At 55.4% G+C, this 20173-nt stretch carries 16 protein-coding genes; 11 read left to right on the forward strand and 5 right to left on the reverse strand.

Annotation, left to right across the window (positions count from 1 at the left end; all coding sequences use genetic code 11):
• Nucleotides 1–6: 6 nt before the first annotated feature.
• A complete protein-coding gene (locus Mal52_RS16560; protein ID WP_145377326.1) occupies nt 7–1677 on the reverse strand; it encodes a sodium:solute symporter family transporter in 1671 nt (556 codons plus the stop codon).
• A 281-nt stretch (nt 1678–1958) separates the two neighbouring features.
• Here Mal52_RS16560 and Mal52_RS16565 point away from each other — a divergent pair, with 281 nt between their 5' ends.
• From Mal52_RS16565 to Mal52_RS16575, 3 genes are all read left to right on the forward strand, one after another.
• A complete protein-coding gene (locus Mal52_RS16565) occupies nt 1959–3746 on the forward strand; it encodes an arylsulfatase (protein WP_145377328.1) in 1788 nt (595 codons plus the stop codon).
• Nucleotides 3747–3897: 151 nt separating this feature from the next.
• Complete coding sequence (locus Mal52_RS16570; RefSeq protein ID WP_145377330.1) at nt 3898–4893, forward strand: vWA domain-containing protein; 996 nt, start codon at nt 3898–3900, stop codon at nt 4891–4893.
• A gap of 100 nt (nt 4894–4993) precedes the next feature.
• Entirely contained in the window at nt 4994–5281 is a 288-nt protein-coding gene (locus Mal52_RS16575; RefSeq protein WP_145377332.1) for a hypothetical protein, read from the forward strand.
• A 35-nt stretch (nt 5282–5316) separates the two neighbouring features.
• On the opposite strand, the gene Mal52_RS16580 is transcribed toward Mal52_RS16575, so the two are convergent.
• Entirely contained in the window at nt 5317–6612 is a 1296-nt protein-coding gene (locus Mal52_RS16580; protein ID WP_145377334.1) for an efflux RND transporter periplasmic adaptor subunit, read from the reverse strand.
• A gap of 443 nt (nt 6613–7055) precedes the next feature.
• Between Mal52_RS16580 and Mal52_RS16585 the strand changes: the two genes are divergently transcribed.
• From Mal52_RS16585 to Mal52_RS16600, 4 genes are all read left to right on the forward strand, one after another.
• The gene (locus tag Mal52_RS16585; protein WP_145377336.1) at nt 7056–7625 is read left to right on the forward strand and encodes a GNAT family N-acetyltransferase; all 570 of its coding nucleotides are present in this window, start codon (nt 7056–7058) and stop codon (nt 7623–7625) included.
• Between the two features lie 214 nt (nt 7626–7839).
• Nucleotides 7840–9087 carry a M16 family metallopeptidase gene (locus Mal52_RS16590; RefSeq protein WP_145377338.1) on the forward strand — a complete coding sequence of 416 codons (1248 nt, stop codon included), beginning with the start codon at nt 7840–7842 and terminating at the stop codon, nt 9085–9087.
• The gene (locus Mal52_RS16595; protein ID WP_145377339.1) at nt 9074–10315 is read left to right on the forward strand and encodes a M16 family metallopeptidase; all 1242 of its coding nucleotides are present in this window, start codon (nt 9074–9076) and stop codon (nt 10313–10315) included. Before Mal52_RS16590 ends, Mal52_RS16595 begins: the two co-directional genes overlap by 14 nt.
• 236 nt (nt 10316–10551) lie before the next feature.
• Nucleotides 10552–11322 (forward strand): YqjF family protein, encoded by a 771-nt coding sequence (locus Mal52_RS16600; protein WP_145377341.1) that lies wholly within the window; start codon nt 10552–10554, stop codon nt 11320–11322.
• A 74-nt stretch (nt 11323–11396) separates the two neighbouring features.
• Here Mal52_RS16600 and Mal52_RS16605 read toward each other — a convergent pair whose 3' ends face one another.
• Nucleotides 11397–11594, reverse strand: a complete 198-nt coding sequence (locus tag Mal52_RS16605; RefSeq protein WP_145377343.1) for a cold-shock protein — start codon at nt 11592–11594, stop codon at nt 11397–11399.
• Between the two features lie 198 nt (nt 11595–11792).
• On the opposite strand from Mal52_RS16605, the gene Mal52_RS16610 reads away from it, so the two are divergent.
• Entirely contained in the window at nt 11793–12596 is an 804-nt protein-coding gene (locus Mal52_RS16610) for a BtpA family protein (protein WP_145377345.1), read from the forward strand.
• 18 nt (nt 12597–12614) lie between these two features.
• Here the strand turns inward: Mal52_RS16610 and Mal52_RS16615 are convergent, their stop codons facing one another.
• Both Mal52_RS16615 and Mal52_RS16620 read right to left on the reverse strand, forming a co-directional pair.
• Nucleotides 12615–14072, reverse strand: a complete 1458-nt coding sequence (locus Mal52_RS16615) for an MATE family efflux transporter (RefSeq protein WP_145377347.1) — start codon at nt 14070–14072, stop codon at nt 12615–12617.
• Nucleotides 14073–14391: 319 nt separating this feature from the next.
• Complete coding sequence (locus Mal52_RS16620) at nt 14392–15483, reverse strand: zinc-binding dehydrogenase (protein ID WP_145377348.1); 1092 nt, start codon at nt 15481–15483, stop codon at nt 14392–14394.
• A gap of 338 nt (nt 15484–15821) precedes the next feature.
• Here Mal52_RS16620 and Mal52_RS29845 point away from each other — a divergent pair, with 338 nt between their 5' ends.
• From Mal52_RS29845 to Mal52_RS16635, 3 genes are all read left to right on the forward strand, one after another.
• On the forward strand, nt 15822–17480 hold the full coding sequence (locus Mal52_RS29845; protein WP_197534256.1) for a POT family MFS transporter: 1659 nt from the start codon (nt 15822–15824) through the stop codon (nt 17478–17480).
• Between the two features lie 298 nt (nt 17481–17778).
• Complete coding sequence (locus Mal52_RS16630; protein ID WP_145377350.1) at nt 17779–19098, forward strand: TadA family conjugal transfer-associated ATPase; 1320 nt, start codon at nt 17779–17781, stop codon at nt 19096–19098.
• A gap of 58 nt (nt 19099–19156) precedes the next feature.
• Nucleotides 19157–20125, forward strand: coding sequence for a type II secretion system F family protein (locus Mal52_RS16635; protein ID WP_145377352.1), 969 nt, complete (start codon nt 19157–19159; stop codon nt 20123–20125).
• The last annotated feature ends 48 nt before the right edge of the window (nt 20126–20173 follow it).

The following is a 20173-nucleotide window of genomic DNA, read 5'->3' on the forward strand; positions in this document are numbered from 1 at the left end:
ACACTCCTACCCGGCTTCAACCACGTTAGGATCCCTTGCCCCGCGAACAACGGGGCGCCACATCCATTGTTGTTGTTTATCGTTAGCAAGCGTACGTAGCAGTGTGGACAATACCAACGAACTGACGATGGTTGCTGCCCAGGATGCCGGGACCACCATGTGCGTCGAAAACTCTTTTCCGAACAATTCGTTGCTGTAGCTACTGCAAATCCCCACCAGTTCTCCCACGACCACTGCCGGCAAAACAGTTGCGGCAGTCGCGCGGCGGGAGAACATGGCCAGGACGAAGATCGCTCCCAACGGACCGAGGAACATGTTGAAGCCTTTTTGGCACAGGCTGATGATGTCGGTTCCCTTGGACGCGTGGTACAAACCAATCGTGCAGACGACCACAATGATGCCCATCGTGGCTGTCACGGTGCGGGCCAATTTGAGTTCACTGGCAATGGTGCGGCCTTCGGGGTAGAGCCTGCGAAAAAAGTCGACGGTCAGAATTGTCGACACCGAGTTCGAACCGGAATCGATCGTCGACATTGCCGCCGCGAACAAGGCTGCCACCACCATTCCCCGCAAACCAGAGGGGATGTAATAGCGGATGAATTGCGGAAACATGTTGTCCTGCGCGGTTCGCACGGTCGTCATCTCGGGTGAGGTCAGTCCGACTTCGGCGGGGAGGTCGTGCTGGGCGATGAAATACATAATCGACATGCCGACCGCTGCCAAAACGAGGCTCAGTCCAAAACTGGCAAGCGCGCTGACAAGATAACTCTTTCGCGCCGCCCGGATATCCTTAACGGCAAAATAACGCTGCAGAGCCACTTGGTTCGAGCCGTGCGTACAAATGATCCAGAAACACATGCCGATCGCAATTGAAAACACGGTGGAACGATTTCCAATGTCCCAACTAAACCACTCGACCTGTTCATGCTTGTATTCTTGCGAGTACTGAAACCAATCCGACAGCCCCGAATCGGTCATCGAGGCCACGACCCCCATTGCCACAAAGGCACCGGCGATCAGGATGAAGAACTGAATCACATCGGTCCAGACGACCGCCCGAATTCCGCCGAGCGTGGTATACAATACCGAAAACATGCCGACAGCGGCGATAATCACATGTAGGTCCAGATCGCTGGTCGCAATCTGCGTGTCGACCACAGCTGCCGATTCGCCGAAGTATTGATCGAGTTGCAAGTTGGCAATCTCGCCCATGGCTCGCGAGGCGGTCAGCACTACGACCGCCATCCACCCGAAGATTAACAGCATACAAATCACAGCCGCCGTCGCCCGTACGGCATAATTGAACCGCACCTCCAGGTATTCATAGGCGCTGGTCAGCCGCAATTTCATAAAGAAGGGGATCCACAGAAACCACACCACCACCAGTACGACCGGAATCGAAAGTTGTCGTGTGAGGAAACCGATTCCCGTGCGAAACATTTCGCCCGGCATGCCCAGGTAGGTGATGGTTGAAAGCAACGAGGCCAAAATACTCACGCCGACCGCCCACGCCGGCAGATTGCGGCCGCCGACGAAAAAGTCATCCGTCGATTTTTGCCGCATAGCAATCACAAACCCCATGCACAACATGCCCGCCAAGTACAAGCCGATCACTACTAAATCTAAAGTGGTCAATCCCCCATTGGGCAGGCTTGTCTCGGCAGCAAATATGGGCATAGTGCGTGGCTCGTTGTGTTGAATTCAAATGGATGCGCGTGTTTGGTTGGGTGCGTTGAATAATTGTGGGCTGGCTGTTTGGTTGGCGGCCCTCACCCCCGGCCCCTCTCCCGGAGGGAGAGGCGGGACAATATCGGCGAGTTTTATTGTAACCGTGTGCGGGTCGACCCGCACCCGACTTGTGCGTTTTGTGGCGGTGACACTTGATCCGATGGCATGCTTGCGACGACAATCTCCGAAGACGAACACCGGCGCCACATCATTAGGAAAGACCATCGGTTATGAAAAACTCCTCCTGGATATTGTGGATTTTCACCGCACTCACGTTACTTGGATATTTCCCGGCCGTGCACGCGGCGGACGGTCCTCCCAATGTGGTGGTGATCATCACCGACGACCAGGGCTGGGGTGATTTGAGTTTGCACGGCAACACAAATATCAGCACACCGAATATCGATGCGTTGGCCGAAGCAGGCGCTCAGTTTGATCGCTTCTACGTCTCGCCCGTCTGCGCTCCGACACGGGCCAGCCTGCTCACGGGACGCTATCACCCCAGCACCGGTGTGGTGGGTGTCTCGCGTGGACAAGAGCGGATGAATCTCGACGAGGTGACCTTCGCCGACCTCTTCAAAGCCGCCGGCTATGCGACGGGGGGATTCGGCAAATGGCATAACGGTTCGCAATATCCTTATCACCCCAACGGTCGCGGCTTCGATGAATTCTACGGCTTCACGTGCGGGCACTGGGCTAACTATTTCGACACGCTCGTCGACCACAATGGCCAAGAAGTCCGCGGCGAAGGCTATTTGACGGATGAGTTCACCGAGCGGGCAATGAAATTCATCGATGCCAATAAAGATCACCCGTTTCTGTGTTACGTCGCCTACAACACACCACACACGCCGTTTCAGGTGCCGGATGAATTCTTTGATCGCGTCAATGCCCGCGGCTTAACGATGTTCAATCGCGATAAATCGCGCGAACGCGATATCGATACGATCTCTGCCTTAGCAATGTGTGAAAACATCGACTGGAACGTGGGCCGGATTCTTAACAAATTGGAAGAAGACAAAATCGCTGAGAATACAATCGTGATTTACATGTCGGACAACGGACCGAATACCTGGCGCTGGAACGGCGGGATGAAGGGTAAAAAAGGGGCTGTGGACGAAGGGGGCATTCGTTCGCCATTTTTTGTACGTTGGCCGGGACACATTGCTCCTGGAACCAAGAGTGACCGCATCGCCGCGCATATCGACGTTCTGCCGACGTTGGTCGACCTGACGGGGATTGATGTCACCAAATCGGATAAGGCACCCAAACCACTCGACGGCGTGAGCCTTAAGCCGTTGCTGATGGGAGACAGTCAGGATTGGCCGGACCGCATGCTCTTCTCCAACTTCCGCGGACGCTCCAGCGTGAGAACACAGCAATACCGGGCCGATGCCAAGACGCTGTTCGACATGCAGGACGATCCGGAGCAGAGAAATAATCTAGCCAAAGACAAAAAACAGTTGCACCGGGAATTAGCGGCCGCACTGAAAAAATGGAACGCCCAATGGTCCGACAACTCCCCTCGCAGTGCGGACCAGCGGCCTTATCCGGTCGGTGCCCGCCCAACACCACCCACGATGCTGCCGGTACAAGATGGTCAGTTCCACGGCAAGAGATTGCAGTACAGTGCTCCGCCGCCCAATGCCTCGTGGATGGATGGATGGACAAACCGGGCAGATTATCCCTATTGGGAAATCGACGTCATCCACCCCGGTCGGTACGAAGCGATCCTGAAATACACCTGCGCTGAGGACGCTGTCGGGACCGAATTGGAATTGTCATTTCGCGATAGTCACGTCAAAGGAAAAATCAGCGAGGCGTATGATCCTCCGCTGATTGACAGTCCCGACCGCGCAGAGCGTAAAGAATCGTACGAAAAGCCGTTTAAGAGAATGACACTCGGAGAAATTGACCTGGAAAAAGGTCGCGGAAGACTGAAACTCAAGGCATTGAACCAGCCAGGCGAGGAAATCCTGGACCTGCGGGCGATTGAATTGCGACAGATCGACAAATGACAGAGTCAACTAGACAATAGAACCGCCTGTTTAGGCGGGTCGACCCTGGCCTTCGAAGAAATTGGATTTGTCATTCCTAGGCCGGTCGCGCACAATAAGCGGTGGTGGAATTGGGAGCAGGCGTCCTCGCTAGGCGCACCGTGAGGAAAACATGCCAAACGTGCCGCAACAAAATCGCGAACATCCTGTTCAGCAACGGCTGCGCAAAAAAAAGCCGCGCGTCCAGCCTCTGATTGTTCCCGAGGTTCCCGACGCTCCGCAGGAGTTAACGGTTTACGGGCAGGTCTCTGAATTCATCGGCGGATATGTGCGTGAATTCCGCAAGGGCCAAGCGGGTTGGGGCGCGTCGTTTTTGTTTCATGGCGCATTGTTGCTGTGTCTTTACGGCGTGATTATTGGCCTCAAACCGCGCCCTGAGTCGCTAAGTATCGATACGGTGATCGCCGAAGACGCCGGGGATGAGGAGTTTGACACTCTGCTGGATGAGTCGCTGAATCCGGCCGAATTGGAAATGCCCGATGCATCGTCGATGATGCTGGAACAAGAGATCGTGGTTCAAGACAGCGATCTGTTGCTCCCCTCCGGCGATGCCAAAGAGGCCTCTCCCAATTTGATGGCCGGGGAGACCTCCGGGGGCAAAGTGGGCTTTTTCGGAACATCTGCGGTGGGGGATTCCTTTGTTTTCATTGTCGACAGTTCCGGCAGCATGACCGGTGCTCGATTTGAACGAGCCAAACGCGAATTGCGAAGGTCGATCAAACGGCTCAAATCCAATCAAAAATTCCACGTGGTCTTTTTTAATAGCGAGACCATCCCGATGTATGAACCGAACGCACGCGCCGAATTGGTGACCGCCACACGTGCCAATTTGAAGAAAACCGAACGTTGGATTGACCGTCAGCTTCCCTCTTCAACCACCGATCCTGAAGGGGCCATTCGCTTGGCATTGTCATTTAGACCCCAGGTCATTTTTCTGCTCTCCGATGGGGAATTTGACGAACCGCGACGCGCGCGTCAGGCGGCAATTGACGACAACCGCAGCAGCGGCACCACCATTCACACGATCGCCTTCATGTCGCGTGATGGCGAAGAGACGCTCAAACGTATTGCCGACGACCATGGCGGAACGTTCCGCTTCGTCGATTAACGTCTAATCAACCTGCCAGAGAGCCGCCAGCCACTACGACAGTCCATTCTTATCCCTCCCCCTCTGCTCACTAGCCACCTGCGAAAAACCTCGACTGACTATGAACGATGACCAGACTGCGGCAGACTTAATATTAAAATTGATGGGGCGGGAGATCGTCATCGATGTCTCGAGTTCCTATGTGTATGCGGGCACGTTGGTCGAGCAAGATCATCGCTATCTGGTCTTAGAATCGGCCGATGTGCACGACCTGCGGGATACGGCCACCACGCGCGAGCTTTATGTCGTGGACACGCGGCGGCACGGCATCCGCGCCAACCGCCAGCGGGTACTCGTACGACGTGCGGAAATCGTCAGCCTTTCCGCCTTGGAAGATGTGCTGATTTGATTCCAGCGGCAAACACTGATCACTCGCTGGTTAATTCATTTCGCCGATGATTTTGGTTCGACCGTGTCGATCACTTCCACGTGATCGCCGGGAGACAGGCGTTCGTTCCCTTTGACAACCACCTGCTGATCGGCCCGCAACTGCCCCTTGACTTCGATCCACTCCCCGTCGGAAACGCCCATGGCTACGGCCACTGGTTTGACAACCAATTGACCAGACTTTTTTGTGTCCTTCTCGAGGACATATACCACCGGGCGTTCGTCTTTGGCCAGGACCAGGGAGTCCTTGGGAACCATCAGCACCGCTTGCGTGTGAGTCGTGGGAAGCAGGACATGGGCCATCATGCCCGCTTTCAAGATCGGTCCGCCATTGACGATTGGGTTTTTGAGCCGCACCTTGACCGGAATCGCCCGCGACAATTCATCAGCACTGGGGATAATCAGCGCAACATGTCCGGTCAACGTCTGTCCCGGTAAGGCGGCAAACTGCACAGGTACTTCGGACCCGACTCGCAGATGTGCAGCCTGTTCGCTCAACACGCCGGCGCGGACGTCGACCTCGTTCAGTTGGACCACTTCCACCACAGGGTCCCCCTCACCTATCCATTCACCGACTTCCGTATGTTCGGCGGTGATGTAACCGTCGAACGGTGCCACGACGGTGTGGCGGAGAATCTGTTCTTTGATCAAATTCACTTGTTCCGACTGCATGAGCACTTGGGCGCGGGCTTGGGCGATCTTCTCCTTCCGCGGGCCTTGCACAACCAGTGCATGTGCCGCCTTGGCTTCGAGATACATTTGCTCCGCTTGTTCCGTTTCGGACTGCGCCTCCCGCAATTGTTCGTCTGTCACGGTGCGATTCTGCTTAAAGAGCGAAAGTGCCCGCTCAGAATTGGAGACGCGATAATCGAACGCCGCCTTGGTTCCTCGCAACCGTGCTTCGGCTTGAATGATTTCTTCGGGGAGTGATCCGTTCTCCAACTCCGCCAGTTCTTCTTTCCGCAGTTGCAATTCCGCCTCCGCAACAGCGAGTCGGATTTCCAGCATCGACGTGCGGACCTTGGCGAGTGGTTGTTTAGCTTTAACAGCGTCCCCCTCGTTGACAAGAAACTCCAACACGCGACCATCCACAGCACTGCCCACCACACTGGTGCGGAGCGGTTCAACCGTGCCAACAAAGGATCGCCGCATCGTAATTTCTCGCGAAATGACTGGGGCCACTGTGACACGGCTGGCAGGATCTTCCGGCTCTGCCGCCGAAAGTTGCCCGTGCAACTGCCAAAGAGCCATCAAAACCAGTCCTCCGAGCACAGGATTCACTAACCGCAACATTCTTCTCTCCTAGGTATTCAGCGCAAGCGTAGTCGTTTTGATTGATTGTACAGTATGACTGAGGGCAATGGCATCGCCATGCGGAATTGCCTGGATTTCAAGCAGAGGTTCCCCGTCCTTGCAGCCCGGGCCATTTTGCCAACCGCAGGCCTGGCATGCTAAGGGAGACACGCCAATGCCACAACTGCCTTGCCTAAAACATGTTACTCACTTCACCGGGGATCAGAATCCGTTGACAGTTGGTCTCCGGCTGCTAAGATTTCGTTGCATTTTTCCAACAGTACAACTCCCCAAGAAACCGACGAGCAGTTATCATGGGGCTTCGGCTGCCTGGGTGCTGAGAGGTCGGTCTTCTCTTCACAAAGCCATTCATCCAAAGATTTACGAGCGTCAAACCATCCTGGCCACCGTTTGGCGGCACCCTATTGCGAGGCTGCGAATCTATGGCCCATCGATACTTCAAACGGTTTCGCATGGAGATCGATTTATCGCGGCTACAAGAAGGGGTCCCGGAATTGCCGGAAGGGTTTTTCTGGTCCGAATGGGACCCCGCTTTAGTCACCCGGCATGCGCAGGCAAAGTATGCCAGTTTTTCCCGGGAGATTGATGCTCACGTTTTCCCTTGTCTGGGAAATATCGCCGGTTGCCAACGGTTGATGCGCGAGATTGCCCGCCGCGATTCATTTTTACCCACAGCCACCTGGTTAATTTCGACGCAAGGCAACAACAGTCACGACACACAAGATTGCGGCACGATCCAAGGTTTGGCACAGCAAGGACGGATGGGATCGATTCAAAATGTCGGCGTCGCACCGCAACATCGTGGATTGGGACTGGGCCGCGCCTTGGTGCTCAAGGCACTGCGCGGTTTTTATGAAGCCCGGATGCGTCGCGTCTTTTTAGAGGTGACCGCCGACAACGAACCAGCCGTCGAATTGTACCGCTCGATCGGATTCAAGCTGACTCGCACGCTGTATAAAGCAGTCGACGTTGAAACGTCGTCGGTTTCCTAGTGCTGCCTCCCTATCATTTCCATGCGGCAATCGAATGATTCCGTACAAAACTCTGCGGGATTCGTGCTCGTCAAACAACAATCAACCTGACATTTAGAGTGTAAACGCTGCTCTGGAGTGCGTTATGTGGCATCGTGTCTTCGCACGGTGCAATCGCACCAAGCATTGGCGTCGAAACACGGCCGTTGACATTTCAAAGGATTTTGCCCAACACATGCAGGCACAAGATATACGGACAACCCAATTGCCCAACGGGCTGACGCTCGTCATGGAGCGGATGCCCGACGTGCGGTCGGCCGCGTTTTCCATGTTGATTCCCGCCGGCAATATTTACGATCCCCCCGGTCAAGAAGGTTGCGCCGCTGTACTGAGCGACCTCATCACGCGCGGCGCGGGAGATCGCAATAGCCAGCAATTGGCGTTCGATTTAGACAATCTCGGCCTGCAACGCAGCGAATCGGCCTCCGGAAGTCACCTGGGCCTCAGTGGTGCGACCATCGCCGACCGCCTGCCGGATGTGCTGCGGATTTATGCCGACATCGTTCTCCGCCCACAACTTCCCGCGGATCAATTCGATGCCGCCCGCGCCGGTATCGCACAGTCGCTGCACTCGATCGAAGACGAACCACGGCAAAAAGCGATGCAGGAATTGCGCCGTCGCAGTTATCCCTCACCCTGGGGACTGCCCAGCGATGGAAACCTGGAAGGGCTGTCCCAGCTCACCGCTGACACCGTTCGTACCCATTATGAAAACTGTTTCCGCCCTTCGGAAACAATTCTGGGCATCGCCGGCAATTTTGATGTCCAAGCCATTCAGAAGATCGTTGAGGAATGCTTCGGCGAATGGCCAGACAAACCGGCCCCGACTGTTGAAGTGAGTGACTGGGCGCCGAACGTCAGCCATATCGCGCATGAATCGACGCAAACACACATCGGCGTGGCCTACGAAAGTGTGCCCTACCGTGACGAGGGCTACTACAACGCGTGGGCAGCGGTCAATATTCTCGGCGGCGGCATGAGTTCGCGTCTGTTCACCGAAGTCCGTGAAAAGCGCGGGCTCTGTTATTCCGTCTATGCCAGCCTGAGTGCGCTGCGTGATCAAGGCCGGGTGTTTTGTTATGCCGGATCGACCAATGAGCGTGCGCAAGAAACGCTTGACGTTATGTTGGCCGAATTGCAGCGGTTGCCCGAGGGAATCAAAGAAGGGGAACTTGAGCGCTGTAAGGCCGGCGCCAAGAGTTCGCTGATCATGCAACAGGAATCCTCCTCGTCTCGCGCTTCGGCCGTGGCGCGGGATTGGTATCACCTGGGACGCGTCACGACGCTGGATGAGGTGCATCAAAAAGTTGACGCCCTGACCGTGCCTAGTATTCTGAAGTACGTCGACGAACACCCGGCGGACAATTTCACCGTTTTGACTCTCGGCCCTGAATCGCTGGAGGTGAATCTTGGAGTTTCATAAGGCTACTTTGGACAATGGATTGCAAATCGTCGCAGAACAAAGCCCCGCCGCGCACAGCGTCGCGGTCGGCTTCTTCGTGCGGACCGGATCGCGCGATGAGACCCAAGAGGTCTCCGGCGTCAGCCATTTTCTGGAGCACATGGTTTTCAAAGGGACTGACCGGTTCGCAGCCGATGATGTGAACCGCATCTTCGACGAGATCGGCGCCAAGTACAACGCCTCGACCAGCGAGGAAGTGACGTTGTTCTACGGAGCGGTCTTGCCCGAATACCTGCCGAGGATCTTTGACCTCTTGGCCGAGATCCTGCGCCCCAGCTTGCGGACCGACGACTTTGAAATGGAGAAAAAAGTCATCCTAGAGGAAATCGGCCGCTACGAAGATGAGCCGACTTTCACCGCCTATGAAACGCTCATGCAAACCCACTTTGCCGGGCACCCGCTGGGGCAATGCATTTTAGGAACCGTCGACAGCATCAACGCATTGACGGCCGATCAGATGCGGGGGTATTTCAACCAGCGGTATTTGGCCGGTAATATCACGTTGGCGGTCGCGGGAAATTTTGACTGGGACGAAGTTCTAGCGCTCGCAGAGAAGCATTGCATAAATTGGCCCGCCGGCGATCCCGGTCGCACGGTGACCGAAGCGCAACCGCCCGGTGGCGTCGAAGTGATCACCAACCCCAGCAGCCATCACCAACACATCATGCAAATGACCCCCGCCCCCCCCTCGGCGCATCCCGACCGCTATGCGGCGGAATTGTTGGGCGTGATCGTGGGCGATGACAGTGGCAGCCGCATGTATTGGGACCTCGTCGACCCCGGCTACGCCGAAATAGCCGAGATGAGTTACAACGACTACGACGGCAGCGGCGTGTACCTGATGTATTGCGGGTGCGCTCCGGATCAAACCGCTGAGAACATGCGGCGGATCGAAACGATCTTTAACGAGGTGAACGTCAAGGGGGTCACGGAAGAAGAACTGATGCAGGCCAAGAACAAGGTCAGTTCCCGCATCGTCCTTCGCAGCGAACGCCCCATGGGCCGCCTCGGCGCACTGGGCAGCAACTGGTTGTACCGCGGGGAATACCGTAGCGTCGAAGACGACCTGGACGTCATTGATGGCATCACCACCGACGATATTCGCCGTTTGCTGGATGAATATCCGCTGGGCCAAACGACCACCACGGCGGTGGGACCATTGGAATCGTTGAATGGTGAGGCTTCGTAGCGCGGCAAAAACAGAGCAGCCATTTGCGGTTGAGTATTTCACGGACCGCTGGCAATTCATGAATAGCCCCTGTTAATTGCAGCGGTTGCCTGCGGTTCATTGATTGAAACATTCCCAATTTAAGAAGACCTCACGCAAAGCCGCCAAGCCGCAAAGGAAAGCGTTGGATTCCTCAGTGAACTCTTCGCGGCTTTGCGTGAGACTTTTTCGTCTTTTACTTGGCTGCCCACGCTAACATGCTCACGAATCCACCTACCATCGACCGCATCAGTCCCACGCGACGTCCCGATGAAAAAGCGATCGGATACCAGCAGTGGTCGGATCTGTTGTTTGTGCATTGGCGCGTCCCGGCGGAGATGATTGCTCCGTTGTTGCCACCGCGACTGACCCTCGATACGTGGGAAGACGACGCCTGGGTGGGGTTAGTGCCGTTTTATATGTCTAGCGTGCGACCTTGGTGGGCGCCGGCGGTGCCGGGGATATCGAATTTCTGCGAGACCAACCTCCGCACCTACGTGCATCTCGAGGGACAAGACCCTGGAGTGTGGTTTTTTAGCCTCGAAGCAGCGCGGTCGTTGGCGGTCCGTATCGCGCGGCGGTTTTGGAATCTGCCCTACTTCAAAGCCACGATGTCGTTGAACCGCGATGGCAATCAGATCCGTTATCGCAGTCAAAGATTGTGGCCCGAACCGGCACAGGCAGAGACCGACATTGAGGCGAGGATTGGCGATGGGATTACAACTCCGCTGGATGAAGAGGGCCGCGTCGCGGAGGGAACCTTGGAGTTTTTTCTCGCCGAACGCTATTTGCTGTATTCGATTGATCGCGCGGGTCAGTTGTATCGCGGACAGGTGCACCACAGCCCGTATCCGTTGCGGCAAGCGGAAGTATTGCGACTGGAGGAGAGTTTGTTTGCGGCGGCGGGGATGACACCGACTGAGGATTATTGTCACGCGTTGTTTAGCGATGGTGTGGCGGTCGACATCTTTCCACTACGGCCCTGCTAAAAATCCAATCAGCCCGCATGCCGTAACATGCGGGCTGATTCTGAAATGAGTGTTTCGGAAGTTTCCGAGCAAGCTTATGCGGGTGTGACATCCTCTGCCCGCGGGCCCTTGGGGCCTTGCCCTTCGGTGAACTCCACCTGTTGACCTTCGTAGAGTTCCTCGAACGAGGTATTCTGCAACGCTGACGCGTGGAAGAACAAATCCTTTCCGTTTCCGAGATCGATGAACCCAAACCCTTTGTCCGTTAGTTTTTTAATTGAGCCTTGCGGCATGACCGCCTATCCTCACGCAAAAGAAAAATGAAAGTGGACCTTAACCAAATTTCGAGACTACCATCGGATTTTTTGAATATCCACAACTTTTTTTCAAAAAATTCATAAACTTCAAAATTTGTGATTTCGGCGATTTTGCCGCCATTTTGATGCTCTAGAGACTTACACCGCACACCGACCAGGAATCCACTCCCCGCGATGACCACTTTTCAACTGCCACAACTGTTTGCCGCACCAAAGCCAATCATCGGCATGCTACACATCCCCCCCCTGCCCGGCGCACCGCAATTCGGTGGTGATGTCGCGGCGATTCGCGACCATGTGCTGCGCGATGCCGACGCACTCTCCGCAGGGGGCGTCCATGGGTTGATGTTGGAGAATTTTGGCGATACGCCTTTTTATCCCGACTCGGCTCCGCCCCATACAATCGCCCACATGACCTCCCTGGCCATGGAAGTACGGCGAGAGTCGAATCTGCCATTGGGCATCAATGTGTTGCGCAACGATGGCAGGAGCGCGTTGGCGATCGCCCATGCGGTCGGCGCGCAGTTTATTCGCGTGAATGTCCTGTGCGGTGCGCGGGTCACCGACCAGGGGATCATTCAGGGCATCGCTCATGATTTATTACGCGACCGCGCGGCGCTCGGTGCTCAGCACATTCGCATCTTCGCTGACGTGAACGTCAAACACTCGGCAGCCTTGGCGCCGCGCTCGTTGTCCGACGAGGTGGCCGACACGCTCCTCCGCGGCGGCGGCGATGCGTTGATTGTCTCGGGAACCGCTACGGGAACCGCGACTGATTTGGCGGAGATCCAACAAGCCCGTGCCGCCGCCCACGGTGCACCGGTGCTGGTGGGCAGTGGCGTGTCGGCGGAGTCCATCGGAAGCATGGCGCAGCACGCCGATGGTTTCATCGTCGGAACCGCTGTCAAACGAGACGGGATTGTCTCGAACCCCATCGACTCCGCGCGCGTTGCTGCACTGCTCGACGGGTTGTCGTAATCCCTGTCCGGATGGCGATTATTTCACCGCGACCGAAATCGATTCCGGATCGGGAAGGTCCCATTCCCAGCGCGGTTCGTCCGCGCTGACCGCGGGGGTTTCGTTGATCACGCTCATCGACTTCCATTGGCCGGTTAAAAACCGCAACAAAAACCCGAACGAGAGAAACACGATATAGATCATCACGCAGGCCCAAGCCGCGTAGAGGCCCAGGTGATAAACGCGCAGTACAAGAAACGCGGGGATGACCATCAGCGAGAGGCTCGAGAAAAACGTAAACAACAGGCAAAACCGCGTATCGCCCGCGCCGCGAATGGCTGAAGCGAACACGATGTTCATCCCATCGAACAAGGTATAAGCCGCGACAAATTGCAGCAGCACGACGATGGTCGGCTGAATGGCGGCGAACTCCGCCGGATTGCTCCGGGCGGCATAAGGTGCCAATACAATCCCCGGTGCAAAGATCAAGATCACAGCCCAGACGGACATATAGACCGTGGTAAACCCAAAAGCGATCCATGTCGTCCGCACAGCCATTTGCGGACGTCCTTCACCGATCCGTTTTCCAACCAACGTCATCACCGCCGTTCCGAAACCGAGCATCGGCAAAAATAACAGCGAGTTGACATTGAACGCTAAATTCGTGGCCGCCAATTGTTCCTTGCCGATCGCCCCGACCAATAAGATGAATGCCGAAAAGCAGGCGACATCGACGAAGAAATGCACTCCACTGGGAAGTCCGTAGCGCAACAATCGCACAAACATTTCTCGATCGAAATGATAGTTCTTAAGCAATTGATACGGCCGTGCATCCTCGCTGCGGAGCAACAAGACGATAAAGGCAGCGACGCCCAGGCAACTGGCAATCACAGTCGCCCACCCGGCACCGGCAATCCCCATCGCAGGCACACCCCAACCGCCGAACACCAGCCAATAATTCAAGGCGGCGTTTATCACGGTCGCTGCTAGGTTGACCCACATGATGGTCATGGTCCGGCCGCGCCCACTGTAAAAACAGGACAACACCGCCGAGAGCAAAAACGGGGCGGTTCCGACGCAGAGGATGCGGAAATAGGTGCATTCTAAATCTTGTACGGCCTTTTCGTGGCCGACCAGACGGAAGATGCCTTCGGTACAGGGCAGAAAGAACAGCATGATGGCTGCGGCGAAAATACAGAAGTAGATTCCCTGCCACATCGCACCCGCCACGCGGTCCGGTCGTCCGGCTCCTTCGTATTGGGCGACAAACGTGTTGACATACCCGGCGGTGCCGATGGCAATGCTCATCAACGACCAATGCAACAACCCAGACGGCATGGCTGCAGCCAATGCGTCTGTGGAATACCACATCAGGAACATGCGATCCAAGACCTGCATCAGCGACAACGTTCCGGAGCTAATCACTAGCGGAACGGCGATGCGCAGCAACTCGGAGGATGATCCGGGCTTGGGTGGAGTTGTCAGAAATCCTTTCATCGCGCCTTCCGGCGGGGGAGCCGGTCTGATTCTTTTGAGGGAGTGCCGTGTCGGGGTATACGGATTATAGGGAACGTGTGCGTTCTACAAGTCAGAAAAGGACAACGCCTAGCGGGCCGGGGTTCGCCGAAAATCGACTCTCGACGTTCCTGGCCCCCAAATAACCTCTGGATGGCACACGTTCACTGCCCCTACTTTAGGTGCCGTTGTGTGAATCAACTCACAAATTATAGGCTCCCGGATAAATTCTCAGAAAAAATGCTGTTTATGGTCCTCTTGCGCCGGTCGCGTCGCAGATTCCTCCCCCCGGTAGAATCGATCAAGGCCGTAACATCACACGAAACGCTACACTTTCGCGGGCAGCTGCAAACGCCGCTGCGGCATGGTCCAAGGGATACGAATCCCCAATCAATCCCGAAAACGGATAGTCAGCCTCCGTTTGGTCGAGAAATTCCAAGGCTGTGGCTAGGTCGCGGGGAGCGTAGTTATGCAGGCCGCGGATTTCGATCATTTTCCGTACAACCTGCTCGGGAACCACCTCCACAGGCGGGGTGGGAAAGACCGCTCCCACCCACACGGCGCAGCCTCCCACACGCAGAGCCTCCATTCCCTGCCGCATCGCCGCGGGGGCACCACTGACGTCGATGGCCACATCGACTCCCCGTCCCGCAGTAGCCGCCTCAACGGCATCGTCCAAGCTGCTGTCGGCCTCCCCTGCGGCAACGACTTGCGTAGCGCCAAATTCCGTCGCGCGGCTTAATCGCTGCGGATTGACATCGACCACAATCACCTCACGGTAGCCTTGCCAACGCGCCATGGCGGCGGCGGTCAGTCCCAGCATGCCGGCTCCGTGGATCAATAGTGTGCCCTCGGAATGTTGTCCCGCCACCCGTAAGGCAGCTGCCACGGTGGCCGTTGCGCAATTGGCCGGACAGGCAACAGTGTCGGGCAGCGATTCAGGAACGCGAAACACCGGGGTCCCCGCTGCCAGATGACAATATTCAGCCATGCCGCCGCTGAGTGGATGCGCGTCCGTGATTTGTTGATGACCGTATTTGAACAACGTCGCGCACTTTTGTGGCAATTCGTGGCGGCAAAAAAAACAATCCCCACAACTCGCCGCGATGCCCCACGTCACCCGCGCGCCGATTTCGAGCGGCATCCCGAAATGGTCCAGGACCGGAGCCCCGGCGGGTAACTCCGCCACGATGCCCAGGATCTCGTGCCCCAGAATCGTAGGACAGGGGGTGCCGCGGTCGCCGTGGTAGGTATGCAAATCGCTGCCGCACAATGTGCTGCAGGAGACCTTCACAAGGACCTCGCCCGCCTGCAATTTAGGCAATGCGAATTCAATCGTTTCTAGATCACGTCCAGGGCCGTGAAACGTGACGGCGCGAGCAGTAGGTTTCATGGATTTCGTCTCGGTGGTGAGTCAGGAATGCGCGATGCGTTTATCAATTGAAATTGTCCCAGCATTTGCACCGGCGACTGATGGACTGGACCGTTCTTGCCTGAATGCGTTGATCTCTTGTACCATTCGTTGCCGGTCGTTAGCGTCGGTTTAGTCAAGCATAGCCAACAACTCTGGCATTGTAACAACTGAGTTGAACGTCCGATCGCTTTTCCTACAAGTACTTTCAAAACCCTCTGACGCGTCACGTAATCTCTTGTATTATAGATTCCTGAACAGGCGCAACCGGGTTTTGAAACTGGTTCTACGAAGCCGATCTCCCCACAAAGGATACACGGATGGCAAGCAAATCGTATCTGACCGCCCCGACGGAAACTGATAAGATGCCCGGCGGGATCCCGTATATCGTGGGGAACGAGGCGGCGGAACGGTTCAGTTTTTACGGCATGAAGGCGATTTTGTTCGTGTTCATGACCAAGTATCTGGTGAATCATGCCGGCGTTTCGGACGTGATGAGCGATGCCGAGGCGACGACGTACATCCACACCTTCGTCGCAGCGACCTATTTCTGCTCGATTATCGGCGGTTTTTTCTCGGATGCCTTTTTCGGGAAATATCAAATTATCATGGCGCTGTCAGTTGTCTACTGCCTGGGACATCTGGTGTTGGCGATTGATGACACACGGATCGGTTTGCTGTGTGGACTGCTGTTGATCGTGCTCGGTGCCGGCGGCATCAAGCCGTGTGTTTCGGCTCATGTGGGCGATCAATTTGGTAGCAAAAACCAGTATCTCTTGCCGCGGGTGTTTGCGTGGTTTTATTTCTCCATCAATTTTGGCGCATTTTTGTCGACATTGCTCACCCCATATTTTCTCAAGGATCCCCGCTTTGGACCGCATGTGGCATTCGGAGTCCCGGGCGTCCTCATGTTTTTGGCGACGGTCGTGTTTTGGATGGGGCGCTCGAAGTTTATTCATGTCCCGGCGCGCGGATTAGCCACCTTCACCAAATCGTTTCAAGGGGAATCGGGGCGCTCGTTGGCCCACCTGTGTCTCATATTTTTGTTTCTGATCACATTTTGGAGCCTGTTTGATCAAACAGCTTCGCGGTGGGTCGAACAAGCGGGCAAGATGGACAAACGTTTTGACCTATCGTGGCTACCGTTTGCCAGCGAGTCATCATCCATCGAACCGACCGAGTCGCAAATCCAAGCGGCCAATCCGGCATTGATCCTCATTTTGATTCCCCTGTTCTCCTACGGTCTGTATCCGCTGTTGAATCGTCTGTTTGGACTGACGGCACTGCGGAAAATCGGCATCGGCTTTTTTGTGACAGCAGCCGCGTTTGCCGTTTCGGCCTTCATTGAAACCGCGGTACAACAATCCTCGTCACAAGTGGCAATTCTCGCCACGGCCGCTGATGGAACCACCCAGCGCAAGCAATCGGACTTCCTAGCGCCGCGGACGGGAGAGGACTTGTCGACTGTGCGTGACCTGGGTGCATTGTTCGCCAATGAATTCGCGCCCGGCAGCGGCGCAAGCTATGCGATCGAACGCAATTCAAATCCGGCGCTGTTTGACCAGTTTTCTATTGATCCTCAAAAGGGCGTTGTCACCGCCGAATTTCGTAGCGACACCGTCGACCGGCTGCCACACATCGGCTGGCAATTGTTGGCGTACGTCATTTTAACCTCTGCTGAAATCATGGTTTCGATCACCGCATTGGAGTTCGCCTATACGCAGGCGCCCAACGAAGCGAAATCGATTGTGATGTCGCTGTACTTGCTCACCGTATTTTTCGGCAACCTATTCACCGCCGGTGTCAATTTGTTCATCCAAAACAGCGACGGCACCAGCAAACTGGCCGGGGCAGATTATTACTGGTTCTTCACCGGCGCAATGTTCATCACTGCCGTGCTGTTCGTCGGCGTGGCCAGCAAGTACCGCGTTCGCTCTTATATCCAAGGCCCACAGAACGTTGATATTACGGAGGCCTAGTCGCACGCCCGTTTTCTGTGCAATACGGCATTTCTGTTACACACAGCGCTGACGAAGAGTCGCCATTTGGCGGTTGTGAGCATTGCGCCGCCTGCGTGCACCACGGCCTCCTGGGGATCTTTCCCTATTTGATGTTTTTAGGCCACATTTCCGTCTCACCCTCCAAATCGTGAGCTACGTTTTTCAAAGGAACCATTGGTCGCAGTGTGCACTTTTGCGGAGTGCTGCTGCTGCCCGGGCCCTTTGAATTTCATTCTGTCGCACACGATTTTTTCCTTCTGATGGAGTAGGTGACGAAATGGCCGTCCCCAGCCAAGCAGCGCAGCAGCGCGGATTCGATTCTGGTACCACCAGCTTTGAAGATCTCAAGACCCTCATTCATGGAAAATTGGTCGATAAACTCGACCTGTCGCGTTTAGGCGACCTGGAAGGCGAAACGCTCCGCCGCGAAATCCGGCTCGTCGTCGAACACCTGTGCGACAGCGAAAACACACTGCTCAACCGTTCTGAACGCGAACGGCTGATTGAAGAAGTTCTCGACGAAACATTCGGTTTCGGTCCGTTGGAATTGTTGCTGAAAGACAATGAAGTCAGCGACATTATGATTAACGGTCCCAAGCACATTTTTGTGGAAAAAGCAGGTCGTTTGCAACGTTCGCCCGTCGTATTCCGCGACAACGAACACTTGATGCAGATTTTGGACCGCATCGTTTCTAAAGTCGGTCGTCGTGTGGACGAAACGTCCCCCATGGTCGATGCTCGCTTGCCGGACGGTTCACGTTTGAACGCTGTCATCCCGCCATTGGCCTTAGATGGTGCTTCACTTTCCATTCGTAAGTTCGGCTCGAACCCGCTGGCTCTGGAAGACTTGCTCAAATTCGATGCCTTTACGCCTGAGATGGTGATGTTGTTAGAAGGTGCTATCAAAGGCCGGCTGAATACGATCATCAGCGGTGGTACCGGTTCTGGTAAAACGACAATGCTGAATACGCTGTCGAGTTTTATTCAAAACGACCACCGTGTAATTACGATCGAAGACGCGGCCGAACTCCAATTGCAACAGGAACACGTGTTGCGATTGGAAACACGGCCGGCCAATATCGAAGGCAAAGGCCAAGTCAGCGCGACCGACTTGGTGAAAAACGCCCTGCGTATGCGTCCCGACCGAATCATCATCGGGGAATGTCGTGGACCCGAAACGCTGGACATGTTGCAAGCCATGAACACCGGTCACGAAGGCTCGTTGACCACGATTCACGCGAACTCACCTCGGGACGGATGTTCGCGTATTGAAACCATGATCATGATGGGCGGTATTGAAATGCCCATTAAGGCTCTCCGCAGCCAATTCGCCTCGGCCGTAGATTTGATTATTCAATCCAACCGGCTGCAAGGTGGCCCGCGGAAAGTGACGCATATTACCGAAGTGCTCAATCTGGAGCAGGACACGGTGATCATGCAGGATATCTTCTTGTTTGTTCAAGATGGCATTGACGATCAAGGACGCGCGTTCGGCCATTTTGAGGCCACCGGTGTGCGGCCTACGTTCATGGACCGATTGGAACAAGCAGGCGTCCGTCTGCCTGGTAATCTGTTCGCCGCTCGACGGTTAAATTAACGCATAGAATTCTGATGCGGGCCACAAAATCCCCTTAATTTATGAATGGTAAAGTATCATGAGTCCTGTACTTTTGATTTCCATCGCTGCCTTCATCGGCATGGCCGCCTTAGTCGGCGGTATCGTGTTCGTGATGAAGGATTTCGGATCGAGTACTGCTGAGGATCGACTTGACGTTTTAGCCGGACTCAAGACGCCGGAACTGGAATCGCATGGACTATTGAAAGAAGGCGTCGGCGAAGGGCTGTCGGGATTGGCGGGCATGATGCACCGCATCTCCAGTCGGTTCACCAACATGGGCGCCCTGTTTGAACAGGCCGATTCGCCGATCAAACCCGACACGTTCTTTATGCTGACCTTTGGCGTTGCCTTGTTCGGCATGGGCTTGTCTTTCCTGGCCAAAGCCCCGCTCCCACTGGTTCCCCTGGTTGGAGTCGTGACCGGGTCGCTTCCGTTGGGCTGGCTACTGTGGCGACGACGACGACGATTCAATAAATTCGCCAAGCAACTTCCCGATGCCCTCGAACTGGTCGCACGTGCCTTGCGTGCGGGACACAGTTTGGCATCCGGTCTACATGTGGTGGTCCAAGAACTCCCCGCTCCGATCGCGGTGGAATTCGGCATGGTGCACGAAGAGCAAAACTTGGGTGTTCCGATCGAGCAAGCTTTGAAAAGCATGCTCAAACGGATGCCTAACCTCGACTTGAAATTCTTCGTGACGGCCGTTGCCATTCAACGCCAAACGGGTGGTGACTTGGCGGAAATCCTTGACAAAATCGGACACATTATTCGCGAACGTTTCAAAATCCTCGGACAGGTGCAAGCCCTGACCGGTGAAGGCCGGATCAGTGGTGTCGTACTCATGGCCTTACCGATTGTGTTGTTCTTCGTCGTCTGGCACATGAACCCGCCGTACGTGATGTTGTTGTTCACGGACGAGTTGGGACGCAAGATGATCGCTGCCGCAGCCGTACTACAGGTGCTGGGTGCCATCACGATCAAGAAAATCATCAACATTAAGGTCTGACGTCTCGATTGGTAATTATCGCCTGACAGGCGTGCCCTCCAGCACGCT

The sequence above is a fragment of the Symmachiella dynata genome (assembly GCF_007747995.1).
Lineage (GTDB): Bacteria > Planctomycetota > Planctomycetia > Planctomycetales > Planctomycetaceae > Symmachiella > Symmachiella dynata.

What these genes read in the sequence shown, in the direction of transcription:
- Mal52_RS16560 (WP_145377326.1), bottom strand. Translation starts at nt 1,677, where the DNA reads ATGCCCATATTTGCTGCCGAGACAAGCCTGCCCAATGGGGGATTGACC.
- Mal52_RS16565 (WP_145377328.1), top strand. Translation starts at nt 1,959, where the DNA reads ATGAAAAACTCCTCCTGGATATTGTGGATTTTCACCGCACTCACGTTA.
- Mal52_RS16570 (WP_145377330.1), top strand. Translation starts at nt 3,898, where the DNA reads ATGCCAAACGTGCCGCAACAAAATCGCGAACATCCTGTTCAGCAACGG.
- Mal52_RS16575 (WP_145377332.1), top strand. Translation starts at nt 4,994, where the DNA reads ATGAACGATGACCAGACTGCGGCAGACTTAATATTAAAATTGATGGGG.
- Mal52_RS16580 (WP_145377334.1), bottom strand. Translation starts at nt 6,612, where the DNA reads ATGTTGCGGTTAGTGAATCCTGTGCTCGGAGGACTGGTTTTGATGGCT.
- Mal52_RS16585 (WP_145377336.1), top strand. Translation starts at nt 7,056, where the DNA reads ATGGCCCATCGATACTTCAAACGGTTTCGCATGGAGATCGATTTATCG.
- Mal52_RS16590 (WP_145377338.1), top strand. Translation starts at nt 7,840, where the DNA reads ATGCAGGCACAAGATATACGGACAACCCAATTGCCCAACGGGCTGACG.
- Mal52_RS16600 (WP_145377341.1), top strand. Translation starts at nt 10,552, where the DNA reads ATGCTCACGAATCCACCTACCATCGACCGCATCAGTCCCACGCGACGT.
- Mal52_RS16605 (WP_145377343.1), bottom strand. Translation starts at nt 11,594, where the DNA reads ATGCCGCAAGGCTCAATTAAAAAACTAACGGACAAAGGGTTTGGGTTC.
- Mal52_RS16610 (WP_145377345.1), top strand. Translation starts at nt 11,793, where the DNA reads ATGACCACTTTTCAACTGCCACAACTGTTTGCCGCACCAAAGCCAATC.
- Mal52_RS16615 (WP_145377347.1), bottom strand. Translation starts at nt 14,072, where the DNA reads ATGAAAGGATTTCTGACAACTCCACCCAAGCCCGGATCATCCTCCGAG.
- Mal52_RS16620 (WP_145377348.1), bottom strand. Translation starts at nt 15,483, where the DNA reads ATGAAACCTACTGCTCGCGCCGTCACGTTTCACGGCCCTGGACGTGAT.
- Mal52_RS29845 (WP_197534256.1), top strand. Translation starts at nt 15,822, where the DNA reads ATGGCAAGCAAATCGTATCTGACCGCCCCGACGGAAACTGATAAGATG.
- Mal52_RS16630 (WP_145377350.1), top strand. Translation starts at nt 17,779, where the DNA reads ATGGCCGTCCCCAGCCAAGCAGCGCAGCAGCGCGGATTCGATTCTGGT.
- Mal52_RS16635 (WP_145377352.1), top strand. Translation starts at nt 19,157, where the DNA reads ATGAGTCCTGTACTTTTGATTTCCATCGCTGCCTTCATCGGCATGGCC.